The organism is Rhizobium sp. 1399 (genome assembly GCF_031455475.1).
Lineage (GTDB): Bacteria > Pseudomonadota > Alphaproteobacteria > Rhizobiales > Rhizobiaceae > Rhizobium.
This window is the reverse complement of record NZ_JAVDSU010000002.1, coordinates 302,222-329,180: the sequence shown is the minus strand read 5'-3', so window position 1 is coordinate 329,180 and position 26,959 is coordinate 302,222. Positions and strand designations below refer to the sequence as shown.

Below are 26,959 nucleotides of genomic sequence, written 5' to 3'. Positions count from 1 at the left end.
CACTGTGAATCAGCGTCGTGAAATAACCCACCGGCACATGTCTTTACAATGGCTTGTCGTGCGTATCGGCATCGGGCCCCTGCCGATTTACAGCGTGAATTTCAGCAGCAAGAGACGCACTGTAGAGAATGATGCTTTTCCGCCGATGGGGTCGCAAGTGCCGCAAGACTCAGTCAGTCGCAGGAATTCGCAGCCAAAACGCTGCCGTATAGTCGTGGAACAAATTTCTCCATCAAGAAAAAATTTCTTGATGGAGAAAATACTTTCTGCTTATAAGTTGGTCAGAGATTTAAAATGCTCTTTTATTGTGCTTCTCGTCAATCAGGAGTTCCGCATGCATCTTCGTCTCTCATTTGTCCTGATTGCCCTGACAAGTGTCGCTGGAATCCCATCCGCCTTCGCCGTGGAACAGAAGACGCTAGTGGTGTCCGAATGGGGTTATACGCAAAAGCAGTCTGAGGAATTCCTCTACGCACCGTTCGAAAAGCTCTGTGGCTGCAAGGTGGTCGTTGATACCGGCAATAATGCCGACCGACTGAACAAGATGCGTATTCGCGGCGGCATAGACGTCATGTTCATCACCGATGCTTTCACGCAGCAGGGCATTGATGCCGGTGTGTTTGCTAAGATCGACCCGACAAAGCTGCCTCATCTGGGCGAGATTTACGATATCGCCAAGGCGCCGCAGGGGCCTGACTTCGGCCCCGCCTATGTCGCCGGCCACTACGGCATCATCTATGACGCCTCAAAGGTCAAGCAGCCGATCACATCATGGAAGGACCTTTGGAGACCGGAGCTCAAGGGAATGGTTGCTGTTCCCGGCTTCAATACAACGACCGGCCCTGTCACCGCGCTGATCGCCGGCGACCGGGTCGGCGTCGATGCCTTCAAGGATCCAGATGCAGCCTTCAAGAGCCTCGCGGAGCTGAAGCCCAATATCCGCAAGACATACAACACGGGATCGGAGTTGGTGAACCTGTTTTCAACCGGCGAAGTGGTGGCCGCGGCGGTCCAGGACTTTGCCGCGCCGGCCATCCACGCAGCCGTGCCCAATGCCAAGTGGGCGCCGCTGTCAGAAGGCGACTACGCCATCTTCAACACGCTGAACATCGGCGCGAAATCCGAAAACCAGGACCTTGCCTACCAGTTCATCGACTACAAGCTGTCGGCCGATGTGCAGCGGAAGTTCGTCGCCGTCGGCGACAGCCCCGTGAACAAGAACGTTGCCCTGAGCCCCGAGCAGGTCGGTGACATGGTCTACGGCGCCGATGAGATCGGCAAGCTTCGCAGGCCCGACTTCAAGGAAATCCTCGCACACAAGGCCGATTGGGAAGCCCGCTGGAACAACATTTTCGGCCAGTGAGCGGCTCTCTTTTGAACGGCCGGAGGGTAGCAGGATGACCTATCCGCTCAAGCGGACGCTGCCGATGTTGCTGGTTCTGCCGGGAACATTGATCGTGCTTGGCTTCCTCGTCCTTCCGGTGTTAGCAACCTTCTCCGACACAATCGGACCGGCCGGCCAACGGCTTTCACTCTACACCAAGTTCTTTGGGGTCAGTTACAACATCGTCGTCCTTGTTCGCTCGCTTCGCATTGCGCTGATCGCCACGATCATCTCGTTGTGTTTTGGTTTCTGCGCAGCGACGGTGATTTCGCGAAGTTCAGGAACGTATCGCCAAGCATTGCTGATCGCCAGCGTCTTTCCGCTGCTGACCGGGGCGATCGTGCGCAGCTTTGCCTGGATGGTGATCCTCGGCCGTAACGGCGTCTTCAATTCATCGCTGATGTCGCTGGGGCTGATCGACACGCCGCTACCGTTGCTGTTCACCGAGGGATCTCTGATCGTCGGTCTGGTCTATCTGTTCACGCCGCTTGCCATCCTGTCGCTGATCGGGGTCATCGAAGTGATCGACCAGAGCGTCATCGATGCGGCAACTTCGCTCGGCGCCAGCCCGTTCGGAGTTCTCAGGCAGGTGACACTGCCGCTGATCGCGCCGGGGCTTCTTGTTGGCGGTGTGCTTGTCTTCACCGGCAGTCTCGCAGCTTTTGCCACCGGCCATCTTCTCGGCGGCGAGGCTGAGACTATCTTGCCCACCCTGCTGCAGGACAAGGCAATGGTCAGCTTTGACTGGGATGCCGCCGGCGTCATCGCCGTGGTGATGGTCGCGATTACTTTTGCCGTTGTGCTTCTCGGTCAGTATGCCGCCGGCCGCCTCAACCCGGCCGCGGGGTGACGACGATGCCAACCAAAACCTCCCTTCCCGTGCTCATCCTCGCTGCTTTCGTCTTCTTGTTCCTGCTGTTTCCGCTCGTCATCATCGTTGGTGCTTCGTTGACCAATGGCAGCTATCTCGCCTTTCCGCCGCAGGGCCTTTCACTCAAGTGGTTTGCCTTCGTGCTGGGTGAAGAGAGCTTCATCGAAAGCTTTAACACCAGCATCATCGTCGCCACGGCGAGCACGTGCCTGGCGATGCTTGTGGGAATTCCGGTCGCCTATGCGTTGATCCGTCATCGCGGCAGCCTTCCGTCCTGGCTGGGGTCGATCTTCTTTCTGCCGGTTCTGGTTCCGGAGATCGTCTTCGGTTTTTCGTTGTTGAAGAGCGTCATCGTCGCGTTCGATCTGCCCGTCATGACAGCCCTGCTGATCGGTCATACGATGATCACCCTGCCCTATGCGGTACGGGTCGTCGGCGCCAGCCTCGCAGGCTTCGACTTCAGCGCCGAAGAGGCCGCGGTCAGTCTTGGTGCTTCGCCGATCAAGGCGTTCTTTGTGGTCGTACTGCCGAATATCAGTTCCGGCATCGTTGCAGCCTTCATCCTTGCCTTCATTACCTCGATGAACGACGTGTCAGTCTCGCTATTCCTCACCGGGCCGGGCATCAGCACGCTTCCGATCAACCTGTTCACCTATGTCGAACAGCATTTCGACCCCTCCGTCGCCGCCGTGTCGGTGCTGCTCATGCTGCTGACTGCGGCCGTGATCATCGTCGTCGAACGGACGCTCGGGCTGTCGAAAGTCATGAGGTAGCCGATGTCCAGCCCTTCCCTCTCCCTGCGCGGCATCAGCGCACATTATGGCCAGACCCACGTGCTCGACGATCTCAACCTTGAGATTGGAAGCGGAGAACTGATCTCGCTACTGGGCGCCTCGGGTTGCGGCAAGACCACGACGCTGCGCCTGATCGCTGGCTTCCTGCAGCCTTCTTCCGGCACGATCCGGCTCGGCGCAAATGAACTCACGACGCTACCGCCGCACCGCCGCGACATCGGGCTGGTGTTCCAGAACTACGCCCTGCTGCCGCATCTGAGCGTCCTCGACAATGTCTGCTTCGGACTGAAGCAGCGCGGCATTGCCGCGGCCGAGCGGAAAAAGCGGGCCATGGAAATGCTGGAGATCGTCGGCATGGCGCATCTATCCGCCCGCCTTCCCGCAGTCCTCTCCGGCGGCCAGAAACAGCGCGTCGCACTGGCACGCGCCTTAGTAATCGATCCGCCGCTGCTGATGTTTGACGAGCCGCTATCCAATCTCGACGCAAAACTGCGCGTCGACATGCGCGTTCAGATCCGCCGGCTGCAGATGGCCGGACGACGCACCGCCGTCTACGTGACGCACGACCAGGAGGAGGCCTTTTCGATTTCCGATCGCGTCGCCATCATGGACGCTGGCCGGGTCGTCCAGTTCGACACGCCGGAGACGCTGTATCGTCGCCCGGCCAACGCTTTCGTGGCGCGTTTCGTCGGCTTCGACAACATCCTTGCGTTCCGGGTCGTCGGACGCGGGCCGGAGGGCGCGACCGAGGTGGAATATGGCGGCGGCGCACGGAGCCTGCTGCACGCGGCGGACTACGGTGAAATTCCCGATCGCGGCCTGATCGCCGCACGGCCCGAAGGGCTGGTCGCCGGATCGGTAGAGGCCGGTATCGCGGCCACCATTGGCGTGCGGACCTTTCTCGGGCGCAGTTACCAATACCACTGCGAAAGTCCGGCAGGCAGGCTGATTGCCCTCGGTCCAACCGAGGCGCCGCTGGAGGCCGGAACAACCGTCGGGCTGTCGATCAATCCCCTGGCTGCCGCGGTGCTACCCTATGAGGATATTGGCGCAAGCAAGGAGCAATGACCATGAGCCGTCTTGTCAATATCGCCTGCGCGCAGATGGGACCGATTGCGCGCAGCGACAGCCGCACAGCCGTTGTCCGGCGACAGATCGCACTGCTCCGCGAGGCAAAGAGCCGCGGCACTGACTTCGTGGTCTTTCCGGAACTGGCCTTCACGACCTTCTTTCCGCGCTGGCTTCTCGACAGCCAGGCGGAGGTCGACGGATTTTTCGAACGGGAGATGCCGGGACCGGAAACGCGGCCGCTTTTCGATGAGGCCAAGCGCCTCGGCATCGGTTTTTACATCGGCTACGCCGAACTCGCGGTGGAAGACGGCAAAACGCGACATTTCAATACATCGATTATTGTCGGCGCCGATGGCGAACTGGTCGGTAAATATCGCAAGGTTCATCTGCCGGGTCATGCCGAACCCGTTGCTGACAGGCGATCACAGCATCTGGAAAAGCGCTATTTTGAGCCCGGAAACCTTGGTTTTCCCGTCTGGCGGACGCTCGGAGGCATTGTCGGCATGTGTATCTGCAACGATCGCCGCTGGCCGGAAACCTACCGTGTTATGGCGCTTCAGGGCGCCGAGCTTGTCTGCCTCGGCTACAACACGCCAGATGATCACACGGGCGTCTTCGACTTCGATCAACTGACAGGCTTTCACCATCAGCTCTCCCTCCAGGCGGGTGCCTACCAGAACGCCACATGGGTCGCAGCCGCGGCCAAGGCCGGCTGCGAGGAGGGCTCGAACATGATCGGTTTGTCGATGATCGTCGCACCTTCAGGCCAGATTGTCGCCATGGCCTCGACGACAGGCGATGAGCTTGTCACGGCCCGTTGCGATCTGGACATGGGGGCGCTGTACAAACGCACGATCTTCGATTTCGCCCGGCATCGCGAGCCGTCCCAGTACAAGCTTATTGTCGAGCGCAAGGGCGCGATCCTTCCGGAGTAGGAAGATGGAGGTATCCATGATCGACATCGAGAGCACATCCGCCAGGCCCAGCGGCGACAAGATCACCGGCAAGGCGGTCGGCGAAATGCTGGCACGGCTACGCTTCGAGAAGCGCTGGACGCTGGCCGAAGTGTCGCGCCGCACCGGCGTTTCGATCTCGTCGTTGTCAAAGATCGAAAACAACCAATCATCGCCGGCCTACAGCGTGCTTGTGCGGCTGGCGGAGGGATTGGATATCGATTTTGCCGCGCTGATCGGCAGCCCGACCGAAACGTTCGCCTCGGCCGCCCGCGTCATCACCAGGGCGGGCGAAGGCACTCGCTATACGACGCGGATGGGCCTCTACGAGGCCCTCGCCCCTGATCTTGCCGCAAAATCGATGCAGCCGATGATCATCGATCTTCCGGTGCGAACGGCAAGAAGCCGCCCGGTGCGCAGCGCCCACAGCGCCGAGGAATTCGTCTACGTGCTCGAGGGCGAGGTCGTCTTCTTCATGGCCCCCTATGCGCCAGTCGTGCTGTCGAAGGGCGATACAGTCTATTTCGATTCCGCCAGCGAGCACGGCTTTTCGTCCAACCTCGATCAACCTGCGCGCATTCTGTCGGTCTGCCTGGAGCGACCCGGCGCAAGCTCCCGCTCTGCAGAGGACCATCCTCATGAGTGACCCGAAAATCGAAGATGTGGCAATCGACGCGACCAACGAGGTGCTCATCCGCCAGCGGCTGACGTTGGTGGCGTTGGGCAAGGAGAAGGCGGACGTGGCATTGCGCGTCGGCAAGCTTCTGGACGTGGCGACGCGGACCTGGCTGGAAGACCAGGAAATCGTCATGAAGGATCGGCGTATCGCCTATGTCGGCAAAGCGGGGAGCTATGTCGGCGAAGTATCGCAGCGCGTGCATGAACCGGGCCTTACTGCTGTCCCCGGTTTGGGGGAAGTGCACAAGCATATCGAAAGTTCCCATCTCACGCCGGAATGGGAAGCTGCATTGGTGCTGCCGCGCGGCAACACCTGGACCTGCGAGGCCAGCCACGAATTCTCGAACGTCAACAGCGCCAGAACACTCGACTTCTGGCTCAAGGCACGCGCCGGCGGTTCGCCGCTGAAAATTTTCCCCCTGCCTGGCTCGGCCGTGCCGCCGACCGGCTATGAGCACGGCGGCGGCTATCTCGGCTATGACGAGCAGAAGGCTTTCTTGCAGGACAGCCTGATGACGGCCGGTCTCGACGAGGTCATGGACTGGCCGGCCGTCTGGAATCCGGAAAACCCGTCCTATGATCGGCTCTGGGGGATGATCCGCGCCACTTTCGAAAAGCGCGCTGTTGTTGAAGGTCACGCTGCCGGCATCCGTGACATCCAGACGATCAATGCTTTTGCAGCGGCAGGGCTTTCCTCAGACCACGAAGCCTGGACGGTGAACGAGTTCTGGGACAAGCTCACCCATGGACTGTTCATGGAATTGCGGCCGCACAGCGTGCCCGAGGTCATTAAGGGACTGCTTGAACGCGGCCTGTCCGACTGGTCACAGATTGCCCTGACCACCGACGACCGTTCGGCATCCGACACGTTGAAGCTGGGGGCAACGGACTACAACGTCCGGCTCGCGATCGAGGCCGGGTTGGCGCCGGAAATCGCCATCCAGTGCGTCACCATCAACCCGGCGCGCCACATGCGCCTGACGCCGTGGGTCGGCTCGATCGCGCCCGGCCGCTATGCCGATATCGTCCTGCTGTCGGATGTGGCGACCTTCCAGATCGCCAAGGTGTGGGCCGATGGCCGGCAGGTCTCGGAGGGTAAGGCCTATCTCCCGGAGGTTCCAAAGATCGCCTGGCCGGATTGGGCCACCAAGACGATCAACATCGGCCGCGCACTCGATGCCGCCGACTTCCAGATTGCGGCGGAGGCGGGCCGGGAGACCATGAAGGCGGCTGTCCTTCGGCCGTTCCACTGGACGGACGACTTTCTGACCTACGACCTGCCCGTGAAAGACGCCATGGTCCAGCGCGACGAGAGCCGAAACATTACCAAATTCTCGATCGTCGACCGGTTCTCTGGCAAAGGCAGTGTGTCAAAAATGTTCTGGATCGGCTGCGGGCCGCGCACGCCGAACACCGCACTTGCCTGCTCGATGGCCCATGACAAGCACAATATCTGGTGCGTCGGATCATCGGACGAGGCCATGGCGCTGGCTGTCAATTCCGTTGCCGACAATGACGGCGGATGGGCGCTGGTGCGCGAAGGCCGGCTGGTCGCACGCGTGCGTTACGAGGTGGCGGGCCTGATGAGCTGCCGGCCGGCAGAGGCGCTGCATGCGGACATGGAGGCGCTCTATGCCGAGGGCGCCTTGGTCGACTGGATGTATGAGCCGAGCTTCCAGCCACGCTGGTTCCCCGGCTTCCCCGAGCGCCTGGCCTTCGCCACGCTCACCTGCGCGCCTTGGCGTTGGGTGCTTGTCGCGCCGAGCGACTATGCCCCCGAAGGCTTCGTCAACGTCCAGACGGGTCAAACCCACCCGGTGGTGTTCTAGCGGCTGGAAACAAGCCGGCGCGGGCGACCGCTTGGTTCGACAACACATGAAAGCAACGCATGCTGACCGATACAGACAGGACGACAGAGATGAAGGGTCCGGCGCTCGATCACCGTTTCGGTGGCTTCGAGCGGCTCGAGGAGCCGCGTGTCGTAGTCGATGTGCCGACCCTTCGACGCAACCTCGCGCGCGCCATTAACCTGGTCGGCGGTCAGGCGGCGCTGCATCCGCACGTCAAGACGCACAAAAGTCTGGAGATCGCGCGTTTGCAGAGGCAGACGGGCGCTGTCGGTTTCACCGCGGCCAGGCCATACGAAGCCCTGATGCTGCTGGAAGCGGGGCTCTCTCCTGTCACCCTCGCCTACCCGATGACCAGCCATCGGACGGTGTGCGCGCTGCTGCAGGCGAGTAGCCGGCAGGGCGATATCCGTTTCATCGCCGACAGCAGCGAGACGATCGAAATCCTCTCCAGGGCCGCGCTTGAGACCGGCCGTACGGCATCGGTTTTCCTCAAAATCGACGTCGGGCTGCATCGATGCGGCGTCGATCCGCGAGCGCCGTCGACTCTGAAGCTGTGCGCTGACATCGACCACGATACGCGGCTGGCATTTGCAGGCCTTCTCTCCCATGCCGGCCATGCCTATGGCGCGACGTCCGTGACGGCGATCCGTTCCATTGCCGAGACTGAACTGAGCCTGCTGCAGGATTTGCGTCAACGGCTGCGCCTGTCCGGCGTGAATGTGCCCAGCTTGTCGATAGGCAGCACGCCGACCTTTTTCGCCAATGCCGGTTTTGACGGTGTCGATGAAGTCAGGCCCGGCAACTACGTGTTCATGGACCTGACGGCCGTCCGCCTGGGGTTTGCCGAACGTAGCGACCTTGCGTTGGCTATCGCGGCGCGGATCATATCCGTCAACGACCGCTACGCGATCGCCAATGTCGGCTCCAAGATGCTCTCGTCGGACCTCGGCGCACATGGGACATCGGCGACAACCTCCTTTGGTGAGGCATGGCGGGACGATCGCACGGCACCATTGAGCGTGGCGAAGCTCTCGGAAGAGCATGCCTTCCTCGTCCATGACGGCGACCGCCCGCCGGTCGGCACCCCGGTCCTGATCCTGCCCAACCACGCATGCCCCGTAGCCAATCTTAGCGGCGGGCTGTTGTCGCTCGGCGAGCCCGATGGGTCGCGACGGATCGCAACCGAGGGCGTCTTTTCGTGGTCGTCAACATGATGACAGCGCATCGATCCGGACATGACCGTCATGGACCCGACAGAGGGCACCGAGAAGCGATCAGCCAGCCCGGCGCCCGTCACATCATCAACATCGGTGACCTCCTCGCAGCGTTCGCCTCCGCCCCGACATTCAACTCCAAAGGATAGAGAAGATGACATTTTCGCGCATACTCATATCAACCGTTGCGAGGCTCGTCGCCGTCTTGGCGCTCGTGCTTTCGCTCGCCGCCGTGGCAATGCCCGTCGGCGCACAGCAGCCCCTGAAGATCGCCATGATCCTGCCGGGCCCGATCAGCGACAATGACTGGAACGCCGGCGGCTATCACGGCCTGCAAGCAGCCGGGAAGGCGCTCGGCGTTGAAGTCGCCTACTCGGAAAATGTCGCCGACGCCGATGCCGAGCGCGTGCTGCGCGAATATGCATCGCGGGGCTACGGGCTGATTTTCGCCCATTCCTTTTCCTATGGCGATGCCGTGCTCAATGTCGCCGCCGATTTTCCGAATACGGTGTTCATGGCCGGCACGGCCCAAAACCTTGCGCCGAATGTCGGCACCTACGACAATCCGGACTATCAGGGCGCCTATCTGAGCGGCATGCTATCTGCCGGCGCCAGCAAGAGCGGCGTTATCGGCTGGGTCGGCGGCAATCCTGCGCCGAACATGCTCGCGAACTTCCACGCCTGGAAGCTCGGCGCCGAGGCGGTCAACCCGAACGTCAAGGTGCTGATCACCTTCATCGGCTCCTGGTTCGACCCGCCCAAGGCCAAGGAAGCAGCCATTGCCCAGGTCGAGCAGGGCGCGGACGTTCTCAGTGCCCAGGCGGTCGGCGTCATCGACGCGGCGTCCGACAAGAAGGTGCTGGCGATCGGCGCCGTTTCCGACCAGAACCATCTGGGCCCGGATGCCGTGCTGACCAGCGTGCTGTGGGATCTCGGTCCCCTGGTGACCGATACCGCCAAGGCGGTGATGGACAAGAGCTGGACCAGCAAGGCCTGGACGTACGGCATTGCCAATGGTTCGATCAAGCTTGCAGACTTCCACGGCCTCGGTGACAGGGTTCCGGCGGACGTCAAAAAGAAGGTCGACGAGAAGTTCAGCGCCATCCAGGCTGGACAGTTCGAAGTTCCGCACGACATCACCATGGTGAAGTGAGCGAATGCCAGCCTTCTCCGCCACAGCGCAGCCCTCTGCGGACCGGAAGCCCGTTCCCCTCGAACTCAAGGGGATCACGGTCCGCTTCGGCCAGATGCTGGCCAACGACGACATCGGCTTTTCCGTTGGCCACGGAGAGGTGCATGCGCTTCTCGGGGAGAATGGCGCTGGCAAGAGCACGCTGATGCGCGTCGTGGCGGGGTTGCTGCGACCGCAGGCCGGCGAGATCCGGGTGGACGGCAAGATTGTCCACCTGCAGTCGCCGCTCGATGCGACGGCACTGGGAATCGGCATGGTCCACCAGCACTTCATGCTGGTGCCGACACTGACGGTGGCGCAGAATGTCTGCCTCGGCCTTACCCGTGCCGGCCGCATTTTTCCGAATCTGCGCAAGGTCGCCGCCGAGCTCGACGAGCTTTCCCGGCTCTACCGGCTCGATATCGATCCGTTCGCCTGGGTTGGCGACCTTTCCGTGGCCGGCCAGCAACGAGTCGAGATCGTCAAGGCACTGTATCGCGGCGCCCGGATTCTTGTCCTCGACGAGCCGACCGCCGTTCTTGCGCCGCAGGAGGTCGATGGCCTTTTCGACGTGCTGCGAAAGCTTTCCGCTGCCGGCACGGCCATCGTGTTCATCAGTCACAAATTGCACGAGGTGATGACGATCAGCGACTGCGTCACCGTCCTGCGCGTAGGTCGAGTCATTGCCAGCATGGACAAGCAGGACACCTCCGTGGCCGAGCTTTCCCGGCTGATGATAGGTGGAGACATCCAGTTGCCGACGGTTGACGGGCATGCGCGACCCGCGACGGCGCAACGCCTGCAGGTCGATGGGTTGACCTACAATGACGGGCAAAGCCTTCGCCTCGAAAATGTCGGCTTCACCGTCGGCTCGGGCGAGATCGTCGGCGTCGCCGGCGTCGATGGCAACGGCCAGCAGGAGCTCGCCGAGGTCATTGTCGGGCTGATCCGTCCACAGAGCGGCCGGATCGTTCTGGATGGTGAGGATATTTCGAATGCCCACCCGGGTGCACGCATCGCGCGTGGCCTGGCGCACATTCCGGAAGACCGGCATCGGACTGCCCTGGTTGATCTCGCCATACGCGACAATGCGATCCTGGAAGTCTCCGGCCGCCAGCCGTTCTCCCGCCATGGCCTGATGGCCCCCAAGGCTGCCGATCGTTTCGCGCGCGACCTGATAGACCAGTACGACGTGCGGTGCACCGGGCCGTCGCAGGCCATTCTCACGCTTTCCGGCGGCAACCAGCAAAAGGTTGTGCTGGGACGCGCGTTGATGCGCGACCCGAACCTTGTGATCGCGGTGCAGCCGTCCCGCGGGCTCGACATCGGCGCAACCGCTTTCATCCACCGCCAGCTGCTCGCCCAGCGCGAGCGCGGGGCTGCCGTCATGCTCATCTCCACCGAACTGGATGAGGTCCTGGCGTTGTCGGACCGGATCCTCGTGTTGTTCAAGGGGCGGATCGTCGGCGATCTCGCCCGCGCCGACGTCACGGTCGAGCGCCTTGCTACGCTCATGCTGGGGGGCGGAGAATGACGGCCATCGATCCTGCTTCTGAGACAGTGTCAGCGGCACAAACGCCCGTCCTACGGCGGCTGCGACTTTTGCTGCCAAGCGCCACAGCCTTTCTTCTGGCCCTCGTCACCGGAGCAGTGCTGATCCTCCTGTGGGGTGGCAATCCGTTGAGAGCTTATGCCGCGCTGGCAGACGGCGCCTTCGGCAGCTGGAACAGCGTCGCGGAGACGCTGCTGCGCTCCGTCCCTCTGACCTTCACAGGTCTTGCCGTCGCCATTGCCTTTCGCGGCGGCGCTTTCAACGTCGGCGCCGAAGGCCAACTCTATGTCGGCGGGACGGCCGCCGCTATTGTTGCCCTGTGGCTGCCCGCCCTTCCCGGCTATCTGCTGCTGCCCCTGATGATGGCAGGCGCCATGGCAGCGGGTGCCGCCTGGGCGGGCCTTGCCGGCGTACTGAAGCTGCGCTTCGGCGCATCGGAGCTGATAACCACGATCATGCTCACCTATGTCGCCATCTACCTGGTGTCCTATCTCCTGCGTGGTCCACTGCAGGAGGCGGCAGGCTATCTGCCGCAGACCGACCGCCTGCCTGGCGCAGCCCGCTTTGCCGGGCTTGTCCCTGCAACCCGCCTGCATATCGGCTTCCTGGTGGCTCTCGCCACCGTCGCGCTGATGCATTTTCTGCTCTGGCGGGCGGTCTGGGGTTTTCGGCTGCGTGTGACGGGTCTCAACGCCCGTGCTGCAATGGCCGCCGGCATGGCCGTCGACGGTCTCAGTCTCTCTGCCTTTCTCATCAGCGGCGCCCTCGCCGGCCTGGCTGGCTTCATGGAGGTGGTCGGTGTACAGCACCGGATGATCGAGAACCTGTCGCCGGGTTTCGGCTATACCGGCATCATCGTTGCCCTGCTCGGCCAAACCAGCCCGCTCGGCGTGCTGGTCGCGGCGGTCCTGTTCGCCGGGCTGCAGGTCGGCGCAACGACGATGGAGGCGGCGGCAGGCGTTCCGGCCACCTTGACGATCATCATCCAGGCAATGGTGGTCCTATTTCTGATCGGGCGACCGGCCGTGGGTCAGATCGTCCGTGCCATGAGGCGGCTGAAACGATGATGTCATTTTTTTCGGATCCCGTCACACAGGGCTATCTCGAGGGCAGCATGCGCCTGGCCATGCCGATCATGCTTGCCGCCATGGGCGGTATCTTTGCCGAACGGGCGGGTGTGCTCAACATCGCCCTTGACGGCACGATGCTTGCCGGCAGCTTCACCGGCTTCGTCATCGCCTACCTCACCGGCAGCCTGTGGCTTGGGGTCGCGGCCGGCATGCTGGCGGGCGCGCTCGTCGGTGCTGTGCTCGCCCTCTATGCGGTATTGATCGGCAGCAACCAGGTGGTGGTTGGCGTGGCGATCAATCTCCTCATTGTCGGTGCCACCAGTTTCCTTTACCGGGCGATCTTCGGGGTCGGCATCACCCAGCCACGCGTGACGTCGTTTGCGCCGCTCGAATTGCCTGGGCTCTCGGATGTTCCGCTGATCGGCCCGCTGCTGTTCCATCAGGCGCCCATCGTCTATCTTGGGCTCGTCCTCATTCCCGTGGTCTGGATCGTGATGACAAGGACCGCGTTCGGGTGGCAGGTCGTCGCCGTCGGGGAGCATCCAGAGGCGGCCGAGACGCTTGGTATCTCGGTTGTGCGAACGCGCTTCCTCTGCCTGTTGCTTTCGGGCCTGCTTGCAGGCCTCGGGGGTTCCTTTCTGTCATTGAGTGCAACCGGCATCTTTATCGACAACATGACCGCAGGGCGTGGTTACATAGCACTTGCCATTCTGGTTCTCGGCCGCAGGAATCCGCTGGGTGTGTTTATCGCCGCGATGCTGTTCGGGGCTGCGGATGCCCTGCAACTTCGCGGTCAGAACCTTGGCATAGAACTGCCCTACCAGGCATTCCTGATGTTTCCCTATATTCTGACCATTCTTGTGCTCATTTTCTTTGCCGGCAAGACGCGCAATCCCGCGGCTCTCGGCATTCCTTTTGACCGTGACAAAGCTGAGTGAGAGATCCTATGATTGTCGATAGCCATTGCCATCTGGACTTTGCCGAGTTTGCAGCCGACCGCGAGGTCGTCATGGCACGGGCGAGGGAAGCCGGCATCGGCGTGTTTCTGACAATCGGCATTCGTGTCCGCCAGTTCGACAGGGTGCTTGCCATGGCGGAGCGATACCCGGACGTGTATTGCAGCGTCGGCACCTTGCCGCATTACGCGGACGAGGAACGCGATGTTACCACTGCCGAACTGATTACGCATTCGCGCCATCCTAAGGTGGTGGGGATCGGCGAGGCCGGTCTCGATCGATTTTACGGCAGCGCCTCCTGGGACGCCCAGCTAGATGTTCTGCAAGCGCACATCGCCGCTGCCCGCGAGACACAATTGCCGCTGATCATCCACTCTGTCCGCGAGGACGAAGCAATGGCCGAGATGCTGGTACGCGAAAGCCGGAAGGGCAGCTTCCCGATCGTCATGCACTGCTATTCCGGAGGTGCTGAACTGGCTGAAAAATGCCTCGCGCTAGGCGCTTATTTCTCATTCTCAGGCCTGCTGACCTTCGAGGAAAATGACGCCCTTCGCGCCATTGCCGCGGGGCTTCCCGAGGATCGAATCCTGGTCGAAACAGACGCACCTTCGCTGGCTCCGGTTCCCCATCGCGATGAGCGGAACGAGCCAGCGTTTATCAGGCACACGATCGATATGTTGGCGCTGATCAGGAGGACAAGCGTGGAAAATGTCATGGACCTGACGCAGGGAAACTTCTTCAAGGCTTTTGCGAAGATAAGGCTGTAGCCAGCAAGCCGTGTCGCGACCGCGACGAAATTTAAGCGTGGATAGTGAATGTCCAATGAGCGGCAACGTTACGAAGCAGCGCGGAACTGTACGCCTTGAGGGATTGGAACCAATGGCCCTGTTATTTCAAATTTCCTCTGTAACAGATTCGTTAGGCGAGCCAAGAACTTGGCCTGGCTGGAATGACTGATTGGGGCCGGAAGCGCACTGGCAACTTCAGGTGCGGATCTTCAAAGAGCGGACATACGGGTGGACGCGGACATCGTCGTGACCTGACCCTCAGTGGGTTTCGGACGGCCGGGAGCCCGACAGAACTGTCATTGCGTGGGCTACAACGTCGGCTGCGTCCACATGAGCCATGGCCAACTCGATCTCAACCAAGGTCGCTCTGAGCAGCGGCTAAACTTCTTTCTTACCCTCTGTCTCCCTGCTATCGTGGGAGTTAGGAGACGGTGCCATGAGCGAGAACCGAAAGCTGGTTGCAATCCTGGCCGCGGACGTGGTTGGGTACAGCCGGCTTGCCGGCGCCGACGAGGACCTCACCCTGGCGAGATTGCGGACACTGCGCAGCGATCTCATCGATCCGACGATCGCCGTGCATCATGGCCGGGTGGTGAAGCGCACCGGCGATGGTGCGCTGGTCGAGTTCCGAAGCGTGGTGGACGCCGTGCGCTGCGCCATCGAGGTGCAGAACGGTATGGTGGAGCGCAATGACGGCGTCCCGCAGGACCGTCGCATCGAGTTCCGGATCGGTATCCATTTGGGCGACGTCGTCGAGGAAAGCGACGGCGATCTGATGGGCGACGGCGTCAACATCGCCTCGCGATTGGAGGGCGTCGCCGCAGCGGGCGCAATCTGCCTGTCCGAGGATGCCTATCGCCAAGTCAAGGCAAGACTCGACCTCTCGGTCAGCGATCTCGGCAGCACACAGCTCAAGAACATTGCCGAGCCGATCCGGGTCTATTCGCTGCAAGTCGGCAGCGCAGGGACCAAGTTAGCCGCGACCCCGGAAACCTCGACGAGCCAACCGGCGACGGCAGCGGCGCCGAAGCTGTCGATCGCCGTCCTGCCCTTCGCCAACATGAGCGGTGACGCCGAACAGGACTACTTCGCCGACGGCATTTCGGAAGACATCATCACGGCGCTATCGAAGCTGTCGCAGCTCTTCGTCATCGCTCGCAATTCGTCGTTCACTTTCAAGGGCAAGAACGTCCATGTGCAGGAGGTGGGCACAAAGCTCGGCGTGCGGCATGTACTTGAAGGCAGCGTACGCAAATCGGGGAACAGGGTACGCATCACCGCGCAGCTCATCGACGCGACCACCGGCGGGCATCTATGGGCGGAGCGGTTCGATCGCGACCTCACCGACATATTCGCGGTTCAGGACGATGTCACGCAACAGATCGTCGGCGCGCTGGCGGTCAACCTGACAGAGGGTGATCGGCAAAGGCTTGCACCGGGGCAGACCCGGCACCCCGAGGCGTATGACTGCTTCTTGCGTGGCCGGGAGCTGTGGCACCGGCTGACGAAGCAAACGAACAGCGACGCCCGCGACCTTTTGCAACGTGCCGTCGAACTGGACCCGAACTTCGCCTCGGCGCACGCCTTCCTCGCCCTTACCCACGGGCTCGACTACCTGAACCGGTGGAGCGCGTCGCCGCAGCGCTCGATCGAGCAAGCCGAAGAGGCTGCGACGCTGGCGGTAGCGCGGGATGATAGCGATCCCGTGGCGCACTGGTCGCTAAGTCTGGTCAACCTTTACTCGCGACAGCACGATGGAGCCATCAGCGAGGCCGAGCGTGCGATAGTCCTCAATCCGAACTTCGCGGAAGGGCAGGTCAGCCTCGGCGAGGCACTTGTCTATTCAGGCAGATCCGAGGAGGCACTCGGCTATTTCGATCGGGCGAGGGTTCTGAACCCTTACTTTCCGGATGTCGTTCTTCACTTTCAGGCCTGGGCCTTGTTTCAACTGGGAAGGTACGAAGAGGCCGTCGAACCGTTGCTGCAGCGCGTGAACCGCAACCCCGTCACCGATGTCTCTCGCGCGCTTCTGGCTGCCTGTTACGGGCACCTCGGCCGTTTCGAAGAGGCTCGCGCAACGTGGCAAGAGGTGCTGCGCGTCAATCCCGACTACTCCTTGGAATACCGGCGCAAAGTCTTGCCCTTCAAGAACCCCGCCGATTTCGAGCTCGTCATGGAGGGGCTACGCAAGGCCGGTGTCGTACAATGACGGTGATTAATGTCCGATCCTGAACCTGTTGCCGCCATTTGCACAGAGTATGAGCAATAGCCAGCGCCGGCGCAACGACGACCTCCAGCAAGATCTGCTTTCAGGAAGCTGTGAAGCCGCCCTCTATGCCAGGCATGAAAGCGCATAGTTGCCGAAACTTTCGACGCCGACAGATGCCCGCTCGGCCTGGGTGCGCTCTATACACTCCAAACTCCTGAAAGGATTCGAACCCGTCGCGACGCCGTCCAGTGGATTGGATAAATAGAGATGTAGGCTCCAGAGCACCTGTTGCGCCCTTCCAGACTCTGCCTGCGGTGCCATGGCTCTCTCTCAATTGAACACTGTCGCGACATTAATCGGAACAGCCGACGGGACACCCGATGGTCCGGCCACGACAAAAGAGGCGCCGACCGTCCGTTCGCCGCCTCTTTGATTTTGAAGGCGCTTCGCGATCCTTTATGAAAAGGGTTGCGCGCAGGCATCGGCTCCCAGGCAAGGACACAGATGGCGCCTCGGCCGCGCGCAACCCCTTGCTTCGCCTTTATTTGGTCCTCCTGACGCTCGTCTCAATTCTCCCCAATTGAGAGCTCACGTAGTCGCCGTGGCGAAGCTTTGCGAATTCGTCGGTTGCTTGTGCCGGTGCGCTCTTGAAAACGTACCATTGACCGTCCGGTTCGCGTTTTTGATAGATCAGGCCGCCCTTCTTGCGGTGGCTGAAGCAGGTGATTGCCGTCGCCGTCCCGGTCTTGGCGTGCCAGTCGGCGTTGAAGCAGAGTTTACCCCGCTCCGTGATGAACCAGCGGCCCACGCCGAAGGACGGCGAGCCGTTTTCCCGCGACCAGGCGGTAAAGCGGCGCGCCTTTGTGGAGAAGTAGCCGGCGCCGGCTTTCCACATCCAGGAATTCTGGTTGTAGAGCTGATAGATTTCCGCGCTGCTCATCGGCTTTGCGGTCTCGATCCCCGCAGGCTCACTGGTTCCGGCAGCGGACGCGGTCGTGGCGATACCGCTGGTCAGGGCCACGGCCAGGAGCATTTTTTGAAGCATGGACATGTTCAGGTTCCTTCTTGTTCAATTGATGCTTTCGCGGACAACCCGCCAGTCGGGGCGGCCATAGCCGTCCGGCCACGGATAGACTTCACGGTCGTTGAAGTAGATAACGGCGCTCAGGGCCGGGAACTGTGGATGGCGTTTCGCTACGCTCTCAGCCCAGTTTCGCACGTATGAATCGTCGCCTTCGTAGCCGAGTTCCGCAACCATGATGGGCTTGCCGTAACCAGCGACACGGGCGTATCCGGGCGCAAGGCGCTCTGCAAACGTCTGGTCATGGCCGGTCTTGTCCCTGTCGTATTGCTGCAGGCCAAAGACCGAGAGCCCGATGAGATCGACGACATCGTTGCCGGGATAAAAGGCTTGAAGCCCCTCATTGCCCTTCGGTGACCACATGTATTTGGCCGTCTTCAGGTGAACTTTGCAGACCTCCACCATTCGACGATAGGCCTTGGCATAATCGGCGCCATGCCAATGCGACCAGGAGAACTGGTTGTCGGTTTCGTCCATTTCCTGTGCCCAGCGAATGATGACCGGACTTTTCAACTTGGCAGCAGTCGAGCAGACGGCGGCCATGTTCGCATCGCGCGAACCGTCCAGGATGCTGTGCAGCAGTTCTTGCGAGGTTTGGCGCCAATCGGGTGACCAGGTCCAGGGCTCGACCGAGATCAGCAGGGTGCGGCCATGCGCTCGTGCATAATCATCGGCGAGGGTGAGCGTGCGCAGATCGACGTCTTCCCAGGGCAGGAAGAGGTGTTCGATCTTCGAATCGGGCGAGGCGCCGAAATCTCCGTGCGGATCATAGGCGCCGAACGTGATCGACTCCTTCGTAACGACCGGCATCTTGGTCGGCGGCGCGATGGACGATGTCGTCATGGCAAGCGGGTTCCCTTCGGCAAAGCTGCCCGGAGCGGTCGGTAGGACCGCAACTCCCGACAGCAACAGGCCGGTGAATGACAACAGGGCTATTTTGGATGGGCTATACATTGTCTACTTCCTCTAGGCTCGGCCGCAAATCCGGGTGAGCGGCATCCGTTCTCAGTTGGATTTCCTCCGGATCGGAGATCCATCGTGGTTTGAAGAAGATCGTGCGCAGGGCGGTTCCGCCCCGGCCTGCACCGGAGACGGCGTAGCGTTCTTCGAACAGCTGAAGACGGCCGCTGCCCCAGGCGAGTGCCTCGGTCGCATCCTTTCCGCGCATGATGGTTGCAGCCCCCGGCAGCGCGACGAGCGCAAGAAGCAAGGTCGCCATTGCCGGACGGTAGAAACGCGGGGCCGCCGTAATCTTATTTTCCTTCGAATGGCGCCCGACGATGACCAGCAGCAGCGCGCAGTAGATTGCCGCGTTCAGGACGGTAAAGAAGTAGCTCCCCTTGGGGGCGCCGGCATCGCCGATCGCCAAGGCGGGCAATACCGCCATGAGCGCCAGCGCAGCGTAGGGCGCCAGGACTCGCACCGGCAGCGGATCGACTTCGGACCGCCCTTTTGGCGTGATGCGGAAATCGACGAAGGAGCCCGTCAGAAAATCGTGCACCGCAGCCAGGGTGCCGGCGAGCGCCCAGGGCCAGCGCGCGAAGAGAAAGAGCATGCATTCCCAGCTCAGGATCTTGGCATCGTGGGGACGAAACGAGCTGCTGGCGCGCCAGCGATAAGCCATCACCACGAGCGCGATAGAAAGCGGCGCGAAATGCGCGAGGAAATCGAGATAGGTCACCGTCACGAAGTTCTGGCCGCGCACGAGCGCGATGATCGGCATCGCAAACATGAGCAACATGAAAAACGCAAACAGGGGATACCAGAGTTGCGAAAAGAGGAACTGGAACCTGAGCCGAGGCGGCAGCCGGCCGACGAGGCTCGGCGAGTACCGCAACAGCAGCATGACCAGGCTGCGCGACCACTGGAATTCCTGCGTCACGAGATCGCTGAAGGTTCTGGGGCCGTCACCATGGGCGATGGCATCCAGCGCATGCACACCCCGCCAGCCGCCGGCATTCATCATCAATGTCGTCGAATGGTCTTCAGCCAACTCCGGGCCAAGGCCGCCGATCTGTTTGAGGGCGACGGTACGCACCGCGTAGTGCGACCCTATGCACAGCGGCGCCAGGCCGTCATTGTAACCGGCTTGGAGCGAGCCATGCATGCTGGCTTCGGCATAGAGCCTTCCCCGTGCCGACCAGCTTTCGGACGCGTTCTTGTCGCAAATGCTGGGGGCCGAGACATAGCCGACCTTTGGATCGGCGAACGGACGCAGCATGTGGAAGAGATAGTCGGGCGCGGGAACATGATCCGCATCGAGTTGCGCCACGAAATCGTAGCGGCTGTAGCCGTAGTGGTCGTAGAAGAAGGCGAGGTTGCCTTCCTTGCACCGCGTGCGTCTGGGCCACGACGTCCGATGGTAATCGGATCGCCCCTTGCGGGTCGAGACGAAGACCCCGTGCCCGGAGCACCAGTCGAGGGTCTCGGGGGAAGGGTCTTCGTCGGCAAGCCAGGTGTCGTGTTCCACATCCTGGGCAAGCATTGCCAGCAGGGTTTCACTGACGACCGAGAAAGGTTCCGACGGCGCCTTGGTCACGACCATGGCCACTCGGCTGCCGGCCGGTAAGCGCAAGGGACCGTTCGGTCTTGCCGCCCGATAGAAGACGACGATGAAATAGGCCGGCAGAGCGGTAACCCAGGCAAGAACGAGGCTCACCGTAATTGTGCCGAAAGCATCGACGTGATGGCGCGGCTCCAGCCACCAGATCCAGAAATAGGCGAAGGCGCAGGCCCATACAGCCGCCGAGAACAGATATTCGGCCCGCCGATATCCGGTCAGAACCGGGACAAGAAGCGGCTCCTGGCAGGGTTCCGGAGCATGCGTCGCTTGGGTGATCGCGGGTTCGGTCACGCGCGCCTCCAGTCCGAAGAACGGAGCCGCGGTCCTCACGATGGTTTCCAGGTCGGAATATCGAGGCTGGAAGCAGAGCATCTCGCGGGCCAGGCTGGCGTCGGCGTAAAGGCTGGGCGGATCGCCCGGCCGGCGCGGATGGATGACGACCGGGACTTCGCACCCGGTCGTTTCCTCGATCACGCGCAGCACTTCCCCAATGGAAAACCCTCGCCCGGTGCCTAGGTTGACAGCGAGGTTTGATCCGCCATTGGCGAGATGGGTGAAGGCCTGAACATGGGCACGCGCGAGATCTGCGACGTGAATATAGTCCCTTATGCAGGTCCCGTCAGGGGTGTCGTAGTCGTCGCCAAATATCTCCAGGTGCGGAATCCGGCCGGCCGCGGCCAGCAGTGCCCGCGGAATGAGATGGGTTTCCGGAACGTGCCACTCGCCAAGCTCGCCGTCCGGATCGGCTCCACAGGCATTGAAGTAACGCAGGGCAACATAACGCAGGCCGAAGGCCGCCGCATAATCGGCGAGCATATGCTCGCCGATGAGCTTCGTCATGCCGTAGGGATTGATCGGCGCCTTTGGCATCGTTTCGTCGATCGGCAGCACAGAGGGGACGCCATAGACGGCACAACTCGATGAGAAGATGACGTTCTGAAGCCCCGTCTGCCGGCAGGCATCGATAAGCGACAATGTACCGCAGACATTGTTGTTGTAATATTTTGCCGGGTTTTGCACGGACTCGCCCACGTAGGCCGAGGCGGCAAAGTGGATGACGGCATCGGGAGCATATTTCTCGATGACCTCGATCAGGCTTGGCGAGTCGAGGACGTCACCTTCGACGAAAGGGCCCCAGCGCACCGACGAACGGTTTCCGGTCGTGAGATTGTCGTAGACGACAGGCTCAATCCCCTCCGAGCGGAGGAGCTTGGCGGTGTGGCTGCCGATATAGCCGGCACCGCCCGTAACAAGGACCCGGGGCGCATCCATCAGACCGCCTCCAGTTCTCGTGCCGAACGGGTGAGAAGGCCATCGAAATAGTCGATCGTCTGACGCAGGCCGCTCGACAAGGCCATCTTCGGCCGCCAGTCGAGTTCCTGCATGGCAAGCGAAATATCGGGGCGACGCTGACGAGGATCGTCAACCGGCAGAGGGAGATGGATGATTTGCGACCGGGAGCCGGTCAATCCGATCACCTGCTCGGCCAACTCCCGGATCGTGAATTCGCCCGGATTGCCGAGATTGACCGGCCCCGTCAGCGACGACGGCGAGGCCATCATGCGCACGATGCCGCCAATGAGATCATCGACGAAACAGAACGAGCGGGTCTGCGAACCGTCGCCATATATGGTGATGTCTTGCCCCGTCAGGGCCTGAACGATGAAATTCGAGACGACGCGGCCGTCGTCCGGACGCATCCGCGGGCCGTAGGTGTTGAAGATGCGGATGATCTTGATCTCGACGCCGTGCGTGTTGTGGAAGTCGAAGAACAGCGTCTCCGCGCACCGCTTGCCCTCGTCATAGCAGGCGCGTGGCCCGAACGAATTGACGTTGCCCCAGTAGCTTTCAACTTGCGGGTGGACGCTCGGGTCGCCGTAGACTTCGGAGGTGGATGCCTGGAGGATGCGTGCGCCGGTGCGCGCGGCCAGCTCCAGAAGGTTGAGGGAACCCAGCACGCAGGTCTTTGTCGTATGGACCGGATCAGCCTGATAATGCGGGGGCGATGCCGGGCAGGCGAGGTTATAGATCTCGTCGACTTCCAGATCGAGCGGGTGGACGATATCGTGGGCGACGACATTGAAGCGATTAACGCGCTTCAGATGGGCGATATTGCGCCTCATGCCGGTGGAAAAATTGTCGAGGCAGATCACCTTGTGTCCGGCGGCCAAAAGGGTCTCGCACAGATGTGATCCGAGGAAACCTGCACCGCCGGTGACAAGAACTCTCTTAGGCGCACAAGATTTTCTCGATGAATAATTTGCGTCACGAGCCGACGCTTGCGCAGAGCGCGCACGAATTTTACCAAGATAGTTCACGACTACCTCCCGTTTTTTCAGATTTGTCCTGTGGAAGTTTCGTTTTCTACTTCGCCATTCCGAACAACTACGTCGTTCGATCAGGAGAATATTTTATTAACCTGGCTTTTTCTCTGGAAAGAACCGTTGTTTATTTAGATACAGCCAAGGGAGGCAATTGTCGTTATCCTCACATCCTGGAAATTATCGCTCCGTACATTTCTGAGCGAAAAGGAGTATGATAAACAACTTATGGAGGTGGCTTCGGGCACCTCCGCTTTTTAAGGCGGGGTTCTGCGGAGATTTCAGCCGCAAAACAATTGCTTTTGTCAATTTCCATGGCTCGCGTCGGGTCATGCGCTGGAGGAATTGGATGGCTACAGGGGCTGAATCCGACGATGGTCCTCCTCCAGAACAGGAACGGCCGGCGCATATGGAGCGGCGGCGCTGGCCGCGTGAACCGGCCGTGCGCAAGGAACGCCCGCCCCATGCCTCCCCTGCCCTCGTGCCGCTGCGATTCTCGACGCAGGACCTACCACCAGCAGAACAATTCCCGGCCTGGCGGGCACATATGGCGCCGCTCGTGGATGTTCATCTGCCGCAGGGAAAATCACCGGAAGACGGGTTCCTCGCGGAGCAGATCGGCTGGCATCTCGGCGATATCCTCATCGTCCAGCAGCGCGCGCAGGCCCACAGATATATCCGCGATCAGGCCGTGCTTCGATCAAGCCCCATCGACCATTGGAACGTCGGCCTGCTGCACAGCGGCCAGGCCTGGACCGAGGTCAACCGTCGTGTCACCGAGACCGGCGCCGGCGAGATATTTTTCATGTCTCTGGGCAGCCCCTATCGCGGACGGATGACCGACACCGAAGCTTTGCTCGTGTTCTTGCCCTATGAGCTGCTGGCTCGCGATGCGAGCCTTCTCCAGAGCGCCGGCAACACGGTTCTCTCGGGCAGCCTCGCCGAGCTGCTCACGGGCTATCTCACGGGCCTCGAAACGAACCTCGGCAATCTGACGATAGAGGAAGTGCCCCGGATCATCCAAACCATCGGCGATATGGTCGTTGCGGGCGCGGCATCGTCGACAAGGACGGATACCGGTCAAAACCAGACCAACCTGGGACTGATGGAGCGGGCGCACCGCTACATTCACGTCAATCTCCATTCGGAAAACTTGACACCGGACATGATGTGCCGCGCGTTGGGGATTTCTCGTACGCGGCTTTACCAACTGTTCGAGGCGAACGGAGGCGTGCTCAATTATATTCGCAGGCGGCGATTGCTGCAGGCCTATGCGGATCTCAGCATTCCGGCCGACCACAGGCCGATTTCAGAAATCGCAGAAGCCGCCGGTTTCGAGGTCGCCGCCAATTTTACGCGCGCCTTCATCCATGAATTCGGGCTGAGCCCGCGTGAAATCCGAAGGGCGGTGGCAACCGAACAGCGGCCGGCGCCGGCCGTCCGCTCCACGCGGCGTTACGGAAAAACGATCGGCGATTGGCTGGCGCTGACGGGTTGATCCGGCATGCCGTTTTTCGGATCATTCAAATCAAAATTGCCGAAAGAGCTTGCTCGGCCTGAACATTGTATCGGCGTTGATCGGAACCGATCTGGCGCCCTTTATGCCCTCACCTCCTACGCCCCGCCTTGGCGAAGGCGATTTCGAGAAAGCTGACAACGCGCTTCAGCGTGCCCTTCATCCGCATCAGGCAAAAGCCTCAACTCAATTCTGGTGCCGTTGAAAGATTGCCGATGTACGAAGGCGGTGACGGCGAAGACTAGGCTGCTGTAGCATTCTGCCTCGCCGTTGACATAAAGCGTCGCAAGTTCGTCCATACTGACATTATCCCGAAATGCATTATCGATCTTCGTTTGGCGATCGAGTAGGCATTGATGAAGTCGAAGGTAATTTTCATTTGCTCACCTTCCGGCTGTCGCTAGAGCAACGAATAGAGGTGGGTCATCTTGACGAAGGTAGATGTGTTTGTGATCGACCAGCGCTCAGGTCGAAGTTTTTAACCTCAGTATAGTCAATTTGCCGGCGAGCGATCACGAGCCGAGCGATGTCACCGTCCTTGTCGGCAAGAGCGACCTCGTAGCGACCTCGTAGTTGTCCTTGATTTGCTGCGGTACAAACGTGCTGCGCGTCGGCAAGGGATTCCGAGAAGACACGGTTCTCTTCACCGATCCACAGCACGTCAAAGGTAGCTGTAAGCTGCGCGGATGTGATGTAGTTCTGGATAGCAACAGACAACACGACGAACAGGCCGAGACGACCACGAGCAATGTGGCACCCGAAGATTAATCCACGCCTCAACAGTTGAGTATCTAACAGGTCTCGCAAGGAATCGAACTCGGCTCACCTGTTACAGCGAGATAGAGTCTGGGCAGAGCCTGCCTAAAATCGAGTCGAAAAGCTGTTCACAATGCAGCTTCAGGTATCAGTTGCGCTCCCAATCGAGCGACCTCAGTAGCCAGTTCAACTGACCGAGCCGACGAGATCAACGCCGCGTAAGAACTAATGCGTATGTTCGGAGCGAGGTGCTGCGTGCTTAAACTTTGAACCCGATCACGTCCCAGCATCAGGATTTCCCTAACTGAAGATGACGAAACCCGCACGCCAAGATCGTCGCGATATTTCTCCGCCTAGTTGACGTCATCTCGGTCTATCGGGTGGCTCGGCCTCTTGAATTCGACAAGCATAAACTTGTCGCCGAAGTCCTGCGCGAGTAACAAATCTGGCCCCTTGGTGGCTCGTGAGCCGCCAAATTCGCTGTCGCAATAAGTTTCAAGTATCGATAGTGATCGATGTGCGGGGCGCAGATCATCGATGCCAGAATTGCGATAGTCAGCGGAAACGCGCGGTTTTCCGCCGCTTCCGGATCGATTTCACATTAGGCAATCGGACATATATGGTCGGGATCATACCCCGTTGGAACTGTGAGGCGTTCCGGCAGCAACTCGTTCGAGGAAGCGCGGATGACCACCAAGCCCCATTGATGATTTAGGGGGGCGGTATCTCCATCCACTGCGAGAATGTCGCCGCCTGGCCCAAATCCTGTCCTTCTGCGTTCCGGAGTTGCCAGACTATTCCGTCTTCCATCCAGAACCGGCTGCCCGACTTCGTCACCCGCAAACCACGATAACCCGTCATAAACCCGTTTCGTGCCACCGCATCGAGCAACGCCTGACGCTCCGACCGTTCACTTGGACCAGCGGACAACCGGGATTGCAGCTTCACAAACTCGCTCCAGCTATACCCGAACCGCCTCTGTGCTGCACCATTAGCATAGACAAAGACGGGATCGGGCGCGGAATTGTGTGCAAGGACCACAAACGGAGCATCGCCGTAGAGCCACTCGGGGCCCCGATCCCTGGGAAGAAGGTCCCGGCCGACAAGGCGCCGGAAGCTCCCAGTGAGAAGTTCGAAGAATTCGGGATCGTTCGGGTTCAATTCGCCGTTCAGCTGCATCTCGTTTCCTTCTCCAGTGCGGCGGCTTCACAAGCCTATTCCGATCTAGTCACGGGATATGGCATCGGTGCGGCAATCCGCACCGATTAGAAGAGCTTAGTTCGGCAGGAGATAGTTCTTGCGGATATAGGTTGGCTTGAAGCCTGCCTTCGTCAGGTTGGCGAAGGAGATGTTCGGCTGATCTTCCTGAGGTTCGGCCGTCTCCACGGCAAAGAGAGAAACGCCCTGCGCGAGACCCTCGTTCAAGCGAGCATTGATCAGCGCCTTTTGCGCGCCGCGGTTCCGGTACTCGGCATGTGTCGTTCCGCCTCCCAGCCAAGCGCATCCATCCTCCATGAACATTGCCCCGGTTCCGATCGCCGTTCCCTCCAATTCCGCAATGAAGCAAGCCCAGCCTTTCTTGCCGACCAGGCATGACCACAACGGCTCAAGTTCCGTCGGAAAACCAAAACCTGCGCACATCAGCCTGCCGAAAATCGGCGCGTCATCGATACCGGCCAAGCGCGTGTGCACAGGTCCTTCGATTGCAAGCGGAGCGGATGGCGCAGGCTGCGTGAGTTTCATCCAGGCGCCGTTTTCGACCAGTCCCTGATCCAGTATCCAGCCACGCAGCTCGTTGGCGGCAAAGGTTTCGCGGATCTGGACATGCCGCCTGCCTGTTTTGGTCTTCAGCCATTCGAATGCGAGATTGAGTTCGTCTCTGTCATTCAAAGCAAAAATGCGATTGAGCCCAACGGCGGGAGCCGCGGGCAGCGAAATGGCGCAGCCGGTACCCACCGGCATGCAGGTAAACTCGACGCTGTCTTTAAAGGGCTGGGGCGTGATCCTGGCCATATCAATGAAAGCCTTGGCCTCGATAATCTCTTCCCAGGAGATTCTGTCGCTTGAAATGCTCAATTTATTTCCTCTTTAAATGACGGGCCCCCGAGAGCCGCTGCGCAAGCCCTGGCGGATTTCCCGTCCCTTTCACGAGCGGTATCGC

23 protein-coding genes and 1 pseudogene are annotated in these 26,959 nt (G+C 60.6%); 15 read left to right on the top strand and 9 right to left on the bottom strand.

The features are described from left to right. The first annotated feature begins 58 nt into the window (after positions 1–58). The 14 genes from J2X71_RS07550 (at position 59) to J2X71_RS07485 (ending at position 16,561) form a co-directional block, all read left to right on the top strand. Positions 59–1,363, top strand: coding sequence for an ABC transporter substrate-binding protein (locus J2X71_RS07550; protein WP_310380692.1), 1,305 nt, complete (start codon positions 59–61; stop codon positions 1,361–1,363). Positions 1,364–1,397: 34 nt separating this feature from the next. Then, positions 1,398–2,234, top strand: a complete 837-nt coding sequence (locus J2X71_RS07545; protein WP_310380688.1) for an ABC transporter permease — start codon at positions 1,398–1,400, stop codon at positions 2,232–2,234. 5 nt (positions 2,235–2,239) lie between these two features. Then, positions 2,240–3,028, top strand: a complete 789-nt coding sequence (locus J2X71_RS07540; RefSeq protein WP_310380685.1) for an ABC transporter permease — start codon at positions 2,240–2,242, stop codon at positions 3,026–3,028. 3 nt (positions 3,029–3,031) lie between these two features. After that, complete coding sequence (locus tag J2X71_RS07535) at positions 3,032–4,117, top strand: ABC transporter ATP-binding protein (protein ID WP_310380681.1); 1,086 nt, start codon at positions 3,032–3,034, stop codon at positions 4,115–4,117. 2 nt (positions 4,118–4,119) lie between these two features. Then, a complete protein-coding gene (locus J2X71_RS07530; protein ID WP_310380680.1) occupies positions 4,120–5,055 on the top strand; it encodes an N-carbamoyl-D-amino-acid hydrolase in 936 nt (311 codons plus the stop codon). Positions 5,056–5,071: 16 nt separating this feature from the next. Next, on the top strand, positions 5,072–5,719 hold the full coding sequence (locus J2X71_RS07525) for an XRE family transcriptional regulator (RefSeq protein WP_310380677.1): 648 nt from the start codon (positions 5,072–5,074) through the stop codon (positions 5,717–5,719). Then, positions 5,712–7,580, top strand: coding sequence for an adenine deaminase C-terminal domain-containing protein (locus J2X71_RS07520; protein WP_310380674.1), 1,869 nt, complete (start codon positions 5,712–5,714; stop codon positions 7,578–7,580). The genes J2X71_RS07525 and J2X71_RS07520 overlap by 8 nt, the downstream gene beginning before the upstream one ends. 89 nt (positions 7,581–7,669) lie before the next feature. Continuing rightward, positions 7,670–8,815 (top strand): alanine racemase, encoded by a 1,146-nt coding sequence (locus tag J2X71_RS07515; protein WP_310380671.1) that lies wholly within the window; start codon positions 7,670–7,672, stop codon positions 8,813–8,815. 154 nt (positions 8,816–8,969) lie between these two features. Next, on the top strand, positions 8,970–9,968 hold the full coding sequence (locus tag J2X71_RS07510) for a BMP family protein (protein ID WP_310380669.1): 999 nt from the start codon (positions 8,970–8,972) through the stop codon (positions 9,966–9,968). A gap of 4 nt (positions 9,969–9,972) precedes the next feature. After that, the gene (locus tag J2X71_RS07505; protein WP_310380667.1) at positions 9,973–11,520 is read left to right on the top strand and encodes an ABC transporter ATP-binding protein; all 1,548 of its coding nucleotides are present in this window, start codon (positions 9,973–9,975) and stop codon (positions 11,518–11,520) included. Further along, positions 11,517–12,605: an ABC transporter permease gene (locus J2X71_RS07500; protein ID WP_310380664.1), complete on the top strand. Its 1,089-nt coding sequence runs from the start codon at positions 11,517–11,519 to the stop codon at positions 12,603–12,605. The genes J2X71_RS07505 and J2X71_RS07500 overlap by 4 nt, the downstream gene beginning before the upstream one ends. Beyond that, complete coding sequence (locus tag J2X71_RS07495; protein ID WP_310380659.1) at positions 12,602–13,546, top strand: ABC transporter permease; 945 nt, start codon at positions 12,602–12,604, stop codon at positions 13,544–13,546. Before J2X71_RS07500 ends, J2X71_RS07495 begins: the two co-directional genes overlap by 4 nt. Positions 13,547–13,554: 8 nt before the next feature. Continuing rightward, the gene (locus tag J2X71_RS07490; RefSeq protein WP_310380657.1) at positions 13,555–14,331 is read left to right on the top strand and encodes a TatD family hydrolase; all 777 of its coding nucleotides are present in this window, start codon (positions 13,555–13,557) and stop codon (positions 14,329–14,331) included. 457 nt (positions 14,332–14,788) lie between these two features. Further along, the gene (locus tag J2X71_RS07485) at positions 14,789–16,561 is read left to right on the top strand and encodes an adenylate/guanylate cyclase domain-containing protein (protein ID WP_310380654.1); all 1,773 of its coding nucleotides are present in this window, start codon (positions 14,789–14,791) and stop codon (positions 16,559–16,561) included. 541 nt (positions 16,562–17,102) lie between these two features. Here the strand turns inward: J2X71_RS07485 and J2X71_RS07480 are convergent. From J2X71_RS07480 to J2X71_RS07460, 5 genes and pseudogenes are all read right to left on the bottom strand, one after another. Beyond that, on the bottom strand, positions 17,103–17,612 hold the full coding sequence (locus J2X71_RS07480) for a DUF995 domain-containing protein (protein WP_310380653.1): 510 nt from the start codon (positions 17,610–17,612) through the stop codon (positions 17,103–17,105). Between the two features lie 18 nt (positions 17,613–17,630). After that, complete coding sequence (locus J2X71_RS07475) at positions 17,631–18,569, bottom strand: glycoside hydrolase family 26 protein (RefSeq protein ID WP_310382162.1); 939 nt, start codon at positions 18,567–18,569, stop codon at positions 17,631–17,633. A gap of 19 nt (positions 18,570–18,588) precedes the next feature. Further along, positions 18,589–20,496 carry a glycosyltransferase family 2 protein gene (locus J2X71_RS07470; protein ID WP_310382161.1) on the bottom strand — a complete coding sequence of 636 codons (1,908 nt, stop codon included), beginning with the start codon at positions 20,494–20,496 and terminating at the stop codon, positions 18,589–18,591. A 39-nt stretch (positions 20,497–20,535) separates the two neighbouring features. Then, positions 20,536–21,477: pseudogene (gene galE / locus J2X71_RS07465) on the bottom strand (UDP-glucose 4-epimerase GalE); the annotation flags it as partial. After that, positions 21,477–22,523 carry an SDR family oxidoreductase gene (locus tag J2X71_RS07460; protein ID WP_310380650.1) on the bottom strand — a complete coding sequence of 349 codons (1,047 nt, stop codon included), beginning with the start codon at positions 22,521–22,523 and terminating at the stop codon, positions 21,477–21,479. The pseudogene galE and the gene J2X71_RS07460, both read right to left, overlap by 1 nt. Before the next feature lie 352 nt (positions 22,524–22,875). Here J2X71_RS07460 and J2X71_RS07455 point away from each other — a divergent pair, with 352 nt between their 5' ends. After that, entirely contained in the window at positions 22,876–24,024 is a 1,149-nt protein-coding gene (locus tag J2X71_RS07455) for an AraC family transcriptional regulator (RefSeq protein ID WP_310380647.1), read from the top strand. A 116-nt stretch (positions 24,025–24,140) separates the two neighbouring features. Here the strand turns inward: J2X71_RS07455 and J2X71_RS07450 are convergent, their stop codons facing one another. From J2X71_RS07450 to J2X71_RS07435, 4 genes are all read right to left on the bottom strand, one after another. Next, on the bottom strand, positions 24,141–24,341 hold the full coding sequence (locus tag J2X71_RS07450; protein ID WP_310380645.1) for a hypothetical protein: 201 nt from the start codon (positions 24,339–24,341) through the stop codon (positions 24,141–24,143). 124 nt (positions 24,342–24,465) lie between these two features. Then, positions 24,466–24,849, bottom strand: a complete 384-nt coding sequence (locus tag J2X71_RS07445; protein WP_310380641.1) for a hypothetical protein — start codon at positions 24,847–24,849, stop codon at positions 24,466–24,468. A 660-nt stretch (positions 24,850–25,509) separates the two neighbouring features. Next, positions 25,510–25,977, bottom strand: a complete 468-nt coding sequence (locus J2X71_RS07440; protein ID WP_310380638.1) for an MEKHLA domain-containing protein — start codon at positions 25,975–25,977, stop codon at positions 25,510–25,512. A gap of 96 nt (positions 25,978–26,073) precedes the next feature. Continuing rightward, on the bottom strand, positions 26,074–26,874 hold the full coding sequence (locus J2X71_RS07435) for a GNAT family N-acetyltransferase (protein WP_310380635.1): 801 nt from the start codon (positions 26,872–26,874) through the stop codon (positions 26,074–26,076). Positions 26,875–26,959 lie beyond the last annotated feature (85 nt).